This is a genomic window from Exiguobacterium sp. FD-YE-25-4 (genome assembly GCF_057004685.1).
Genome location: NZ_CM168041.1, coordinates 97,018 through 110,048, shown reverse-complemented (window position 1 = coordinate 110,048; position 13,031 = coordinate 97,018). Strand labels below are relative to the sequence as shown.

The following is a 13,031-nucleotide window of genomic DNA, read 5'->3' as shown; positions in this document are numbered from 1 at the left end:
AGGACATATCCCATGTCATTAATCGGCAAAGAAATCTTACCTTTCAAAGCACAAGCATTCCAAACAGGTGAATTCCTCGAAGTATCAGACAACGACTTCAAAGGTCAATGGAGCGTCGTTTGCTTCTACCCAGCTGACTTCACATTCGTCTGCCCGACTGAACTTGAAGATCTTCAAAACGAATACGCGACACTTAAAAACCTCGGCGTCGAAGTCTACTCAGTATCGACTGACACACACTTCACGCACAAAGCATGGCACGAAACATCAGAGAAAATCGGTAAAATCGAGTACATCATGATTGGTGACCCATCACACACAATCTCACGTAACTTCGACGTCTTGAACGAAGAAGATGGCCTTGCTGACCGCGGTACGTTCATCATCGACCCAGACGGCGTCATCCAAACAGTTGAAATCAACGCAGGCGGCATCGGCCGTGACGCGAGCACACTCGTTAACAAAGTCAAAGCGGCACAATACGTCCGCAACAACCCAGGCGAAGTTTGCCCGGCGAAATGGGAAGAAGGATCTGCAACACTTCGCCCGAGCCTCGACCTCGTCGGCAAGTTGTAAGGAGCGGATTTCATGTTAGAAGCAGATATTAAACAACAGTTGGACCAATACCTCCAGCTCATGGAGGGCGATGTCGTCCTCCGTGTCAGCGCTGGAGACGACGCGGTCTCAAAAGAGATGCTCGACCTCGTGAACGAACTCGCGAGCATGTCGTCACGCATCTCGGTCGAGAACGTCACGCTCGAACGCACACCGAGCTTTAGCGTGAGCCGTCCGTCTGAAGAGACAGGAATCGTCTTCGCAGGAATCCCGCTCGGTCACGAGTTCACGTCACTCGTCCTCGCGTTGCTCCAAGTGAGCGGCCGGGCGCCGAAAGTGGACGCGGATGCGATCAAACAGATTCAAAACATTCAAGGCACGTACCACTTCGAATCGTATATCAGCCTCAGCTGCCATAACTGCCCGGACGTCGTCCAGGCACTCAACGTCATGAGCGTCCTCAACCCGAACATCTCACACACGATGATCGACGGTGGTGCGTTCAAGGCAGAAGTGGAAGCGAAAGAAATCATGGCTGTCCCGACCGTCTTCTTGAACGGCGAGGCGTTCGGCAACGGACGCATGTCACTTGAAGAGATTTTGGCGAAACTCGGAACTGGTCCTGACGCTTCGGCATTTGAAAACAAAGAACCGTATGACGTCCTCGTCATCGGTGGCGGCCCAGCTGGTGCGAGCGCAGCGGTTTACGCGGCTCGTAAAGGCATCCGGACTGGTATCGTCGCGGAACGCTTTGGTGGTCAAGTGATGGACACGATGGGGATTGAGAACTTCATCGGCACATCTTACACGGAAGGCCCGAAACTCGTCGCGAGCTTGGAGGAGCACGTGAAAGAATACGGCATCGACGTCATGAACCTCCAGCGCGCGAAGCGCCTCGAGAAGAAAGACCTCGTCGAAGTCGAACTTGAGAACGGTGCCGTCTTGAAGAGTAAGAGTGTCATCCTTTCGACTGGTGCACGCTGGCGCAACGTCAACGTCCCAGGTGAAGCCGAGTTCAAAAACAAAGGTGTCGCCTACTGCCCGCACTGTGACGGCCCGCTCTTCGAAGGCAAGCGCGTCGCGGTCATCGGTGGCGGTAACTCTGGAATTGAAGCAGCCATCGACCTCGCTGGAATCGTCAAACACGTGACGGTGCTCGAGTTCGCTGCCGAACTCAAAGCCGACCAAGTGCTTCAAGACCGTCTCCACAGCCTCCCGAACGTGACCGTCGTCACGAACGCTCAGACGACAGAAATCACGGGTAGGGACAAAGTGAACGGCATCTCGTACTTGTCACGTGAGACGAACGAGACGCATCACGTCGAACTCGAAGGCGTCTTCGTCCAAATCGGACTCGTCCCGAACACGGACTGGCTCGACTCGGTCGAACGTAACAACTTCGGTGAGATTGTCGTCGACCGTCATGGCGCCACGAACATCCCAGGTGTGTTCGCAGCAGGCGACTGCACGAACAGCGCCTACAAACAGATCATCATCTCGATGGGATCTGGTGCGACTGCCGCACTCGGTGCTTTCGATTATATGATTCGCAACTAACAGGAAACGCGTCCTCACATTGGAGGACGCGTTTTTATAATGTCTCCCGAGTCTGGTAGAAACAAGATTTTGTCTCCAGAATCGATTTCAAACAAGTAGACGCGATTCGGTCGAAATGGGTTCCATCCCCTGTCCGATACACCGAGATCATTCACATATGTCACGTTCTTGTGTTCTCTTTTCAAAGTATGTTCCGCCTCGGTGACTGAATAACTCGGCAACCCAAAGTAAATCGCTCCAGCAATCAATAATGAAAAGATGACTCCCATTCTTATCCGATATCGGTTTTCTAAACTCTTTAGGCCAATCAACGCCACGATAATCATACTGGTCGCCGTTCCAAACGCCGCCGAGTTTCCATACCAAGCCTCATTGACGAACATCATTCCTCCAATGGCCAATATCCCGAACATCCACCACCACTTCATCCCCATCACCTCATGTCAATTATCCCAAAAACAGGAAAATAGACAACTCCATTTTAATTAACTCCGACCGATTCAAACGTTTGATTCCCTGGGAAAGTGGAATATCGGACAAGAGAACGGATTTTGAATGAGGAGGCATTTTATGAACATCCCAACAATCAAACTACATGACGGCTACGAGATTCCGGCCATCGGGCTCGGTACCGTCTATTTACGAGGTGAACCGGGCGTCGATGCCATCACAAGCGCCATTCGCAACGGCTATCGTCTCATCGACTCGGCGATTCGCTATGACAATGAAGGTGCCGTCGGGGAAGCCGTCCGACAATCGGGTATTCCACGTGAGCAACTGTTCTTGACGTCGAAGCTTCGCGCACAATACTTCGACTACGACGATGCGCTCGAGATGATTCGTGAGTCGCTCTACCGGGCTAACCTCGACTATTGGGACTTGTTCCTGTTGCATTGGCCGAACCCGAAACAAGACAAATATGTCGAGGCGTGGCGCGCACTCATCCAAGCGAAAGAGAACGGGTGGATCCGCTCCATCGGCGTCTCGAACTTTATGCCCGAGCATCTCGACCGCTTAATCGAGGAGACAGGTGAGACACCGGTCATCAACCAAATCGAGCTCCACCCGTACTTCTCACAAGTCGAGCAACGTCAGGCTGACAAAGAGCGCGGCATCATCACCGAGGCCTGGAGTCCGTTGAGCCGAGCCCGGACCGTCACGCATGACGAGACGATCGCGGAACTAGCAAGACAAAAAGGCAAGACCGTGTCCCAAGTCATTCTGCGTTGGCACGTCCAACTCGGTGTCATCCCGCTCCCGCGTTCGTCGAGCGAGTTGCACCAAAAAGAGAACCTCGACGTCTTCAACTTCGAATTGACCGAGGACGAGATGGAGACGCTCAACGCCCTGACGAAGCCAGACGGCCGCATCGATAATCAAGACCCAAGAGAATACGAGGAATACTAAAAAAGATTGAGCCGTCTGGGCTCAATCTTTTCTCGTTAAAACGCCGGAATCGCCGTTTCTTCGTAATTCTCTTCCAAGAACGCGCGGACTTCGTCACTTGTGAGTGCTTCGCCGAGTTTCTGGATCGCTTCTTCATCTTTGTTGTCTTCACGAGCAACAAGCGTGATGGCGAAGTCGTTCTCGACACCTTCCGTCAAGAGAGCATCGCTCTTCGGCGTCAAGCCGAGTGGAGCCGCGTAAGCTGGCGTCATGAGGACCGCATCGACGTCGTCATACGCACGCGCGAGCATGAGCAAATCGACTTCCTCGAACTTGAGGTTCTTTGAGTTTTCTGTGATATCGGCTTGCGTGTAATACGAACCGTTCTTCTCACCGAGCTCGATCACATCGTGTTGCGCGAGCAATGAGAGCGAGCGATCGATGTTCGACACGTCGTTCGCGATGGCGATGGTCGCGCCTTCCGGGATGTCGTCCATGTTGTCATACTCTTTCGAGTAGACACCGTAGTTGGCGAAGTAAATCGGTTCGATTGGGACGAGGTTGGCGTCATTGCTGCGGTTGAACTCTTCCATGTACGGGACGTGTTGGAAGAAGTTCGCGTCGACTTCTTTTGCTGCGAGCGCCGTGTTCGGTTGGACGTTGTCACCGAGGACGACGATTTCGAGCTCGATGTTGTCTTCTGCGAGTTGCTCTTTCGCGATTTCAAGCATATCCGTCATCGGTGGGATGAGCGATGCGACTTTGAGCGTCTGCGGCTCGTTTGACGGGGCTTCCGTCGTGTTCGTTTCTGAATCGTTCCCACACGCCGCGAGGACGAGTGTGAGTGAGGCGAAAAGCGCCATTAATTTTTTCATAAATTTTCCTTCTTTCTGTAGGTAATTAGCGTTTGTCGATGAGCCGAGCCACCGTCGTACCGGTGAACTGAATCATCTGGACGAAGACGAGCATGATCAAAATCATGTACATCATCAGCTCCGTCTTGAACTGTTGATAACCGTAGCGGATGGCAAAATCGCCGATGCCACCGCCCCCGACCACCCCCATGATGGTCGAGTACGAGATGAAGCTAATGATTGACGTCGTCAGCCCGAGGACGAGACCGGAACGGGCCTCGACGTATAAGAACTTGAAGATGACGTCTTTGATGGACGCCCCCATCGACACGGCCGCCTCGACGACGCCGCGCGGGACGTCAAGGAGTGACTGCTCGACGAGTCGCGAGTAATGGGCGATGGCGATGATGGCGAGCGGCACGGTTGCCGCCGCCGTCCCGATGGCCGTTCCGATGATGAGCCGCGTAAATGGAATCAAAAACACGACGAGTAATAGGAACGGGAACGAGCGGACGATATTGACGATCAAGTTGAGCACGGAGAAGACGGCCCGATTCTCGAGCAGTTGTCCTTTTCGTGACAAATAGAGCCACGTCCCGAGCGGCAGACCGAGGAGGACGGCCGCGAGAATCGAGACGCCGACCATGATGAACGTCTCCCCAATCGATTGCCAAATCTCAGTCTGATATTGCAGGAGCACCTCAGGCATGTGGTTCACCTGCCTTCTTCAGTTGATCGACGAACCAGGACGGATTGTCGTCGATGTCTGCGACCCCACTCGGAATGACGTCAATCGTCTCATACACCGAACCGTCCGTCATGACGGTCACGCGGTCGCACACTTGTTTGATGACGTCCATCTCATGCGTCACGATGACGATGGTGACGCCGAGCCGCTCGTTAATCGACTTCAACACGCCGAGCACTTCGGCCGTCGTGTTCGGGTCGAGCGACGACGTCGGCTCATCACATAACAAGACGTGCGGTTCGTTCGCGAGTGCCCGGGCGATAGCGACGCGCTGTTTTTGACCACCGCTTAGTTGCGCCGGATACTTGTCTTTGAACGACTCGAGCCCGACGAAACGAAGGCACTCGAGCACCCGGGCCTCATGCGTCGAGCGCGGTCGACCGGCCAATTTCAGCGAGGCTGCCACGTTGTCATAGACGCTCTTGTTCGCGACGAGATTGAACTGTTGGAAAATCATGCCGATGACGTGGCGCTTCTCGCGTAGCTGTCGACTCGATAAGCTCGTCAATTCGTCCCCATCGACCGTGACTTGCCCCGCGTCCGGTGTCTCGAGCAGGTTCATCAACCGGAGCAACGTCGACTTACCGGCCCCGCTCGCGCCGATGATGCCATATACCTCACCCCGCTCGATCTGAAGCGAGACGTCACGGACGGCTAAGTCGCGGCCGAACTGTTTGCTGACATTCGTTAACGTGATCATAGACGGTTCCTTTCTCTTATGGGAAAACTGGGTCAACCTCGTACCCCATTTTAGCGAACTAAAGCAAACTTGTCAGGTGAGGTGCTTCACAAAAAAAAGAACCGCACGGGGCGGTTCACTTTAACGGGTGCTGTTTGAAATGGTCAGCGATATGGCGCCGCATCGATTCACGATTTTCGGCAAAGATTCGATGCCGATGGCCGTTCCCCCCTGATGGATGGGGAAATCCGCTCACGACGCGTTCTGGCGCGATAATGCCCTTGTCGACGAGCGTCTCGACGGCCCGACGGACGTTAATCCCCATCGGCAAGATGAGGGCGTCCTCGAGGACGGCCATTTCGTCGGCGAAACCTCCTTCGACATAAGACCGGAACAAGTCCGTCTTCAACATGTCTGGACTCGACCCGTTGTAGTTCTTCCCTTTATAGAAGACCGGATACGGTAGCACCGCCGTGTTCTGAACGAGATGGTTCGCCTCGCCGAACAAGTCGAGCGTCGTCGGGAGACCGAGGTGGTGATGCAACTCCAAGTCGTCGAGCATCGTCACCAAGTTCTTGCGGATTGGTCCCGAGAAACTGCCCCGTTGTTTGACGGCTCGGAGCGCCTCCTCGTCTGGCGCGTCCGCCAAATCGCGGATTGCCTCGAACGATTGCCGCATTTGATACAGTCCTGGTGTAATCCCGGCGATGACGACTTTGGCCTGCGGGTTAACGTATTCGAACGGAGCGTAATAGATTGTAAGTTGTTTGTTCGGGTCCTCCTCGAGTAAGAACGGTTCACTCTTCAGTGTCGCTTCCTCCAGGTCGGGCAGTTCGAGAATATGTTGTTTATAGCGTTGAAACAAGTCAGTACGTGTCGGCATGAAAGTCCCTCCTCTGTTTTTCTGTTCCCTAAATCAGTAAATCTTATCGGAGGATGACGATCTCGTTTGCGCATTGACGCGACACATCGGCTTTTGTATAGTTAGGAACGACAAAAACGAATAGGAGTGACCAATTTGACTCCAACAGAACCGACGACACGACTCCTCGATCTCCTAAGCGAGCGTCACGACCAAATCCGTCGCATCAGCGAACGGGCTTGGAACGAGCAACACGATATCTACATCTCCAACTCCGAATGGTACGTGCTCGCCCGCATCTATAAGACGAAGCCGACCATTGCCGAAGTGACACGCAACGTCCACATCTCCCGCCAAGCGATTCATAAGCTCATCAAGAACTTGAAAGCGAAAGAACTCGTCACGGTGACCGATCACCCGACGAGCCGAAAAGATAAATGTATCGAGCTGACCGAGCTCGGGGTCCGTTGCTACGAACAGAACGAGGCACTGAAAGCCGAACTCGAACAAAAAATAGCCGATTCACTCGGTGACGACGCGTTCCGACAACTGAAAATGTTGTTGAAAGCCGACTGGAAATTGTAATCTCTCCTAACGATTGGGAGGGATTTTTTTGTGTCATATCTCACCTCAAATGTCAACCGAGTTGACATTTCGTGTCATGAACTACTATACTTGATGAAAGGAAGAGGTGATCGATTTGTTCAAAACTGGTGATTTAATCATCTATTCGACCCACGGAGTTTGCCGCATTGACGACATTTCCGACATGACGGTCGCGGGTGAGACGAAGTCGTACTATACGCTCCATCCCATCAACAACGCACAGAAGTTACAAATCAGTATCCCCGTCGATAGTGATAAAGTGATGATGTTGACGCTCCTTGAAGCCAAAGAAGCAAAAGAGATCCTTGAATCGTTCCGCTCGCCGGGTGTCGAATGGAATCCCCATCCGAACAACCGCAATCGCGAATTCTTGAACGTCGTGCACTCGGGTAACCGTCACGACATCGCTCAAGTCATCAACACGCTTGCTCGCCGCCAAAGCGAAGCTATCTTGTTGAACAAGAAGTTATATGAACAGGACCGTAAGATTCTAGAGAACGCTAAAACGATCCTCGTGAAAGAACTTTCGCTCGCGCTTGAATTGTCGGAAGAAATTATCGATCAACAAATTGCTGCTTATTTGAGCGAAGAACCTGTCGCCACTACTTGATTGGCCCCTTCCGTGCGAAGAGGTCTTTTTTTTATGCAAAAATCAAAAAGAAAAAGCGAGAATATGAACATATCCTCGCCTGTACTCGCTTAATTGTGGACGACGCCTTTCTCTTTCAAGCCGAGCGCCATCGCTGTCGATTCGTGAATCGTCTTGAACAGTTCCGGGTGATCGGAGAGTGAGACGCCATAAGACGGCACCATCTCTTTGATTTTCGGTTCCCATTCCGGCATCCGGTTCGGGAAACACTGCTCGAGCACTTTTAACATGACGTGCACGGCCGTCGAGGCACCCGGTGACGCACCGAGTAGTGCTGCGACCGATCCGTCTTCGGCGCTGACGACTTCCGTTCCGAACTGGAGCGTCCCTTTGCCGTCCGGCGTATCTTTGATGACTTGGACTCGTTGTCCGGCGACGACGATTTCCCACTCCTCGTTCTTCGCCGTTGGGATGAATTCGCGGAGCTCGTCCATTCGTTTGTCATGCGACAAGAGCACCTGTTCAATCAAATATTTTGTGAGCGGCATCTCTTTCGCCCCGGCCGCGAGCATCGTTACGACGTTGTATGGTTTGACCGATTGAATGAGGTCGAGGTTCGAGCCCGTCTTCAAGAACTTCGGCGTAAAGCCGGCGAACGGTCCGAACAGCAACTCTTTGCGCCCTTCGATGAAGCGCGTGTCGAGATGTGGCACCGACATCGGCGGCGCGCCGACTTTCGCTTTGCCGTATACTTTCGCGTTGTGCTGTTCGATAACGTCACGGTTCTTACAGACGAGGAACAGACCGCTGACCGGGAATCCGCCGATGTGCTTCGACTCCGGAATGCCTGTCTTCTGGAGGAGTGGCAGGCTACCGCCACCGCCACCGATAAATAAGAACGGCGCCGTGTGCGTCTCGATTGTGTTCGCCTCGATGTCTTTCACTTTCACTTCCCACAATCCGTTCGCCAACCGTTTGACGTCCTCGACGCTATGCTTGTAATTGACCTCGACACCTTGGCCGGTCAAATGATCAAACAGCATCCGTGTGAGCGCACCGAAGTTGACATCAGTACCTGAATCGATTTTCGTCGCCGCGATCGGCTCATCGACGGAACGTCCTTCCATGACGATCGGCATCCAGTCACGGAGTTGTTCCGGGTCATCCGATAAAACCATTCCTTCAAACAACGGATTATTTGTTAGCGCTTCCAAACGTTTTTTCAAAAAGCGGACATCGTTCTCGCCTTGGACCATACTCATATGTGGAATCGAACGGATGAACGCTTCCGGATTTTGAATCAAACCTTTATTGACGAGATGCGCCCAAAACTGACGCGAGATTTGGAACTGCTCGTTCACGTTGATCGCTTTCGAGATATCGAGCGTGCCATCTGGCTTCTCAGTCGTATAGTTCAACTCACAGAGGGCGGCATGTCCCGTCCCGGCGTTATTCCATTCGTTCGAACTCTCTTCCCCTGCACTTTCGAGCTTCTCAAAAACTTTGACTTCCCACTCTGGTACGAGCTCTTTAAAAAGCGACCCGAGCGTCGCACTCATGATACCGGCACCAATCAAAATGACGTCTGTTCTCTTTTGAACACTGCTCATGAAAACCCCATCCTTCTCCCCTGGATTTGTGTATGAGACGATTCGGTAAATCCCCATTCGCCGACTCGCCCCGTTTATAATTGTTATATTGATTATAACGCTTTTGTGATGTTTGATAAGGGTTAAGTACGGAAAACTTTTAGAGATTCTAACGAAGTCATCTCGCGGGAACTAGAGATGTTATGATGAATACAATCGATACTTAAGAGAATGAGGTAGCTATAATGAAAAAGAAAGTAAAAGTAGTTGCAGCAGTGATTGAAAATGAAAATCAAGAAATTCTCTGCGCCCTTCGCTCAACGAATATGTTGATTCCAAACATGTGGGAGTTTCCTGGTGGAAAAGTTGAAGACGGTGAGAATTTGCAAGAAGCACTTGAACGTGAGATTTCTGAAGAATTAGCTTGTGAAATCACGGCACACGAAGTGATTAATGAACATGTCCACGAATATGAAACGTTCATCATTCAATTGATTTCATTGCGTGCTGAGTTAAAATCAGGAACGCCGATTGCGACAGAACACGATGCATTAATTTGGTTGAAACGCGACAATTTACATTCCTTATTGTGGGCCCCAGCAGATATTCCTGCTGTCAACGATGTCATTAATCAAAAGACAAAAGCCGAGAACGTGTAACCCTCACGTCTCGGCTTTTATTAATGTGTTTGTTCGTGTAAATAGTCGTAAATTTGTTGATCGACACGTTCTTGGAGGAGTAAGTTCATCGTAACAACAGACAATTCCTGTCCGTCTTGATTCAGCATTGTCGTATCTTGAACAGATTCGCGATCCGGTTTGACTTCCCCCAAATAGTAGAAATCTCCGCCTTCATCATCATCCTTTTTCACAAAGAGATGAATATCGATTTCTCTTTCCTGTGCTTCAATGATTTTACGTACTTCTTCCGATTTTGTCGTTCTTCTGCTTCTCGTATACCAATGAAACACTTCTGGATTAATAAAGGAGTCTCCATAATTGACGCTAGCTTCAACGTCTTCACCCTTATGATATGTGACAAAAATCGGACAAGTTTGATGTTTTATTTTGTAGCCATACATCGTCGATTGTTCTTCTTTATCCCAATTTAATAGGCGGCAAGCATCTTTCCTCGTGTACTTTTCAAGTCGGGTTAATGGTTTTGTTTGATCGTATCGTTGACCTCTAGCTAAGGAAGCTGTTAATACATCTTTAAACAGCTGAGTGAACCATTCATCTTTTAATAAAGAGTGCATATGAGATGAGAATCTATACACCTCACCTTCCCAAGAAATTAAGGCGTGTCCTCCATACTTCAATCGATCAGCATCTTTAAAGAAGTTTAGTGATAATACGTTTTCTAAAGAGTGAATGGTAGCTTTATCACTTCGTATGCCCTGCTCACGCAAGCGATGAATAAAATCTTGTTTGTTCAAACTTTCCTGCTCCAACAGAAATTGCATTAACAATGCCTCATGTACTCGTTTTCCTGATAATAACTCTTGGGTCACCATCAACAGAACTTTCGAATGAATGGAAGGAAGATCAGGGAGATCAGGCTCCACTATATTCAAAAAGGCACCGTAATGACCCTTCTTTGTTCCAATAACAATTGGATCCATTGAATAATGTTCAACAAAATCACTTAGCATCGGAGGTCGGCCTAAACGGTTTTTCAAATTGTGATAAGCCTCTTTTAACACTTTTAAGTCCGTTAGTTTTGCTTGATTAATCGATTCGTAAATTCGTTCTTTTGCGATGGCTTCAAAATTAATAGTCGACGTACCAGAAATATAGCTACGATCGATCACTTTTCTCCGAATCGAATCTTTATTTTGAGAGCGGTCTCCGGATAAAGCGATTGGAATCAAATAGTTATTTTTATAGTTAGCAATGAAATCGATAACGGTCACGTATTGTTTTGAGCTGTGTTTTCTTAATCCCCGTCCTAGTTGTTGAATAAAAATAATACTTGATTCTGTCTGTCGCAACATGACGACTTGATTAATGCTTGGAATATCAATACCTTCGTTGAATATATCAACTGTTAAAATGTAATCTAGACGACCCTCTTCCAAATTAGTAACTTCAACTCGTCTCTTTTCTTGCGAATCATCTCCCGTTAAAGCACATGTTCTAAAACCTCGATGATTCAATTCCTCAGAAAGTCGTTTCGCTTCTCGTTTTGAACTACAGAACATCAAACCACATAAACGCTCTCCAGAAAAACCATAGTAATCAATCTTCTCGATAATCCGTTCTACACGCTCCTCTGACACGAGCTGAGTGAATACATCAAACTCAACTTGATTTCCACTCACTTCAAGATCTGTCACTCCAAAATAGTGGAAAGGACACAACATGTCCTCTTCAAGCGCTTCTTGTAACCGAATCTCATATGCAATGTTGTAATTAAACAACTTAAATAAATCATATCCGTCTGAACGTTCAGGAGTTGCTGTCATTCCTAATAAAAATTGTGGTGTGAAATGTTCTATAATTCGTTGATATGTAACCGCTCCTGCTCGGTGACTCTCATCAATCAATACGTAGTCAAATGCGTCTCGGTCAAACTGATCTAATGTTTCTTGTTTAGAAATTGTTTGGATCGTTGCAAAGACATACCTAGCCCCCATTGCTCGGCTCGAACCTGACAGGATACCAAAATCACTTTCATCACCACCAATGACTCGATGAAAATCATTCTTTGCTTTTTGCAAAATCTGTTCGCGATGCACTACGAATAGCATTCGCTTCGGTCGATAGCGACGAACATCAAAAGCGGCTAAATATGTTTTTCCCGTGCCCGTCGCTGATACGACGAGCGCTCTTGTATTTCCATGCGCACGAACGGCCTCGATTCCATTTAAAGCTGCTAGTTGCATCGAATTAGGTTCTACCTGTAACGCTTCTTTTAATCGATTGACTCCATACGAGTCTGGAAATTCAGCTACACGTTCTCCGAAGACTGGACGATACGAACGTTCGTAAGCTGAAATCCATTCAAGTGTCAATGGAACTGAAACACTCCACATTTCTTCAAACTGATCGAGGAAGTGTCCGACAATTTCTCCATTCTCGTGAGAGGTCAACTTCAGATTCCACTCGTAATTTGTCTTTAACGCTCCAGACGTCAAATTAGAGCTTCCAACAATTAATGAGTAGTACTCTTCGTGTTGAAAAATGTATCCCTTAGAGTGGAATGCCTCAACTTCTGAAATGCGAATATCTACATTCTTCAGTTTTAATAGTTCTTTAAAGACTTTAGGTTGATTAAAGTATTGGTACGTTGAGGTCATGATTTTTCCACGGATACCTTTGTCATGTAAGTCGGAAAGCGTAGATTTTAACGTAGCTAAGCCAGCTTCCGTAATAAACGCAACAGAGAATAAGAAAGATTGGCATCCCTTTAGTTCGTCTAGAAGCGAAGTGAGTACATCTTGTCGTTTATGTTTTTCATTCATTAATAACTCAGGTTTAAATGGACTCACGTGATGATGATGCTTATCAATGAACCCCTTTTCTAACGAATTTTTGAGTTGTTCTGTAAAATGAGTCATATGTACCTCCAACATGATTTATACTAAATTCAAATAATTTCAATACC

The 13,031-nt window shown here is 49.0% G+C and carries 13 protein-coding genes; 6 read left to right on the top strand and 7 right to left on the bottom strand.

The window, feature by feature from the left end; all coding sequences use genetic code 11:
* Positions 1–12 precede the first annotated feature (12 nt).
* Positions 13–576: an alkyl hydroperoxide reductase subunit C gene (gene ahpC, locus AC13H5_RS00570; protein WP_021067918.1), complete on the top strand. Its 564-nt coding sequence runs from the start codon at positions 13–15 to the stop codon at positions 574–576.
* A gap of 12 nt (positions 577–588) precedes the next feature.
* Positions 589–2,112 carry an alkyl hydroperoxide reductase subunit F gene (gene ahpF, locus AC13H5_RS00565; protein WP_483546133.1) on the top strand — a complete coding sequence of 508 codons (1,524 nt, stop codon included), beginning with the start codon at positions 589–591 and terminating at the stop codon, positions 2,110–2,112.
* Between the two features lie 14 nt (positions 2,113–2,126).
* On the opposite strand, the gene AC13H5_RS00560 is transcribed toward ahpF, so the two are convergent.
* The gene (locus AC13H5_RS00560) at positions 2,127–2,540 is read right to left on the bottom strand and encodes a hypothetical protein (RefSeq protein ID WP_034780399.1); all 414 of its coding nucleotides are present in this window, start codon (positions 2,538–2,540) and stop codon (positions 2,127–2,129) included.
* Between the two features lie 142 nt (positions 2,541–2,682).
* Here AC13H5_RS00560 and AC13H5_RS00555 point away from each other — a divergent pair, with 142 nt between their 5' ends.
* Positions 2,683–3,519, top strand: coding sequence for an aldo/keto reductase (locus AC13H5_RS00555; protein ID WP_034780397.1), 837 nt, complete (start codon positions 2,683–2,685; stop codon positions 3,517–3,519).
* Positions 3,520–3,554: 35 nt separating this feature from the next.
* On the opposite strand, the gene AC13H5_RS00550 is transcribed toward AC13H5_RS00555, so the two are convergent.
* The 4 genes from AC13H5_RS00550 to AC13H5_RS00535 all read right to left on the bottom strand — a co-directional run bounded on the left by AC13H5_RS00550 (position 3,555) and on the right by AC13H5_RS00535 (position 6,662).
* Entirely contained in the window at positions 3,555–4,373 is an 819-nt protein-coding gene (locus tag AC13H5_RS00550; RefSeq protein ID WP_034780395.1) for a MetQ/NlpA family ABC transporter substrate-binding protein, read from the bottom strand.
* Between the two features lie 25 nt (positions 4,374–4,398).
* A complete protein-coding gene (locus AC13H5_RS00545; protein WP_029596402.1) occupies positions 4,399–5,061 on the bottom strand; it encodes a methionine ABC transporter permease in 663 nt (220 codons plus the stop codon).
* On the bottom strand, positions 5,054–5,800 hold the full coding sequence (locus AC13H5_RS00540; protein ID WP_483546132.1) for a methionine ABC transporter ATP-binding protein: 747 nt from the start codon (positions 5,798–5,800) through the stop codon (positions 5,054–5,056). Before AC13H5_RS00540 ends, AC13H5_RS00545 begins: the two co-directional genes overlap by 8 nt.
* A 115-nt stretch (positions 5,801–5,915) precedes the next feature.
* A complete protein-coding gene (locus tag AC13H5_RS00535; protein ID WP_483546131.1) occupies positions 5,916–6,662 on the bottom strand; it encodes a hypothetical protein in 747 nt (248 codons plus the stop codon).
* Positions 6,663–6,797: 135 nt separating this feature from the next.
* On the opposite strand from AC13H5_RS00535, the gene AC13H5_RS00530 reads away from it, so the two are divergent.
* Together AC13H5_RS00530 and AC13H5_RS00525 are read left to right on the top strand one after the other, a co-directional pair.
* Positions 6,798–7,226 (top strand): MarR family winged helix-turn-helix transcriptional regulator, encoded by a 429-nt coding sequence (locus AC13H5_RS00530; protein ID WP_483546130.1) that lies wholly within the window; start codon positions 6,798–6,800, stop codon positions 7,224–7,226.
* A gap of 106 nt (positions 7,227–7,332) precedes the next feature.
* Positions 7,333–7,857 (top strand): CarD family transcriptional regulator, encoded by a 525-nt coding sequence (locus AC13H5_RS00525; protein WP_131472030.1) that lies wholly within the window; start codon positions 7,333–7,335, stop codon positions 7,855–7,857.
* Positions 7,858–7,946: 89 nt separating this feature from the next.
* Here AC13H5_RS00525 and mqo read toward each other — a convergent pair whose 3' ends face one another.
* The gene (gene mqo / locus AC13H5_RS00520; protein WP_483546129.1) at positions 7,947–9,446 is read right to left on the bottom strand and encodes a malate dehydrogenase (quinone); all 1,500 of its coding nucleotides are present in this window, start codon (positions 9,444–9,446) and stop codon (positions 7,947–7,949) included.
* Positions 9,447–9,670: 224 nt separating this feature from the next.
* Between mqo and AC13H5_RS00515 the strand changes: the two genes are divergently transcribed.
* Positions 9,671–10,084 (top strand): (deoxy)nucleoside triphosphate pyrophosphohydrolase, encoded by a 414-nt coding sequence (locus tag AC13H5_RS00515; protein ID WP_214754526.1) that lies wholly within the window; start codon positions 9,671–9,673, stop codon positions 10,082–10,084.
* Positions 10,085–10,104: 20 nt separating this feature from the next.
* On the opposite strand, the gene AC13H5_RS00510 is transcribed toward AC13H5_RS00515, so the two are convergent.
* The gene (locus tag AC13H5_RS00510) at positions 10,105–12,984 is read right to left on the bottom strand and encodes a DEAD/DEAH box helicase (RefSeq protein WP_483546128.1); all 2,880 of its coding nucleotides are present in this window, start codon (positions 12,982–12,984) and stop codon (positions 10,105–10,107) included.
* Positions 12,985–13,031: the final 47 nt, after the last annotated feature.

Coding starts and splice junctions, on each gene's coding strand:
- AC13H5_RS00555 (WP_034780397.1), top strand. CDS start 2,683: ATGAACATCCCAACAATCAAACTACATGACGGCTACGAGATTCCGGCC.
- ahpC (WP_021067918.1), top strand. CDS start 13: ATGTCATTAATCGGCAAAGAAATCTTACCTTTCAAAGCACAAGCATTC.
- AC13H5_RS00510 (WP_483546128.1), bottom strand. CDS start 12,984: ATGACTCATTTTACAGAACAACTCAAAAATTCGTTAGAAAAGGGGTTC.
- AC13H5_RS00545 (WP_029596402.1), bottom strand. CDS start 5,061: ATGCCTGAGGTGCTCCTGCAATATCAGACTGAGATTTGGCAATCGATT.
- AC13H5_RS00550 (WP_034780395.1), bottom strand. CDS start 4,373: ATGAAAAAATTAATGGCGCTTTTCGCCTCACTCACACTCGTCCTCGCG.
- AC13H5_RS00560 (WP_034780399.1), bottom strand. CDS start 2,540: ATGAAGTGGTGGTGGATGTTCGGGATATTGGCCATTGGAGGAATGATG.
- mqo (WP_483546129.1), bottom strand. CDS start 9,446: ATGAGCAGTGTTCAAAAGAGAACAGACGTCATTTTGATTGGTGCCGGT.
- AC13H5_RS00540 (WP_483546132.1), bottom strand. CDS start 5,800: ATGATCACGTTAACGAATGTCAGCAAACAGTTCGGCCGCGACTTAGCC.
- AC13H5_RS00535 (WP_483546131.1), bottom strand. CDS start 6,662: ATGCCGACACGTACTGACTTGTTTCAACGCTATAAACAACATATTCTC.
- ahpF (WP_483546133.1), top strand. CDS start 589: ATGTTAGAAGCAGATATTAAACAACAGTTGGACCAATACCTCCAGCTC.
- AC13H5_RS00515 (WP_214754526.1), top strand. CDS start 9,671: ATGAAAAAGAAAGTAAAAGTAGTTGCAGCAGTGATTGAAAATGAAAAT.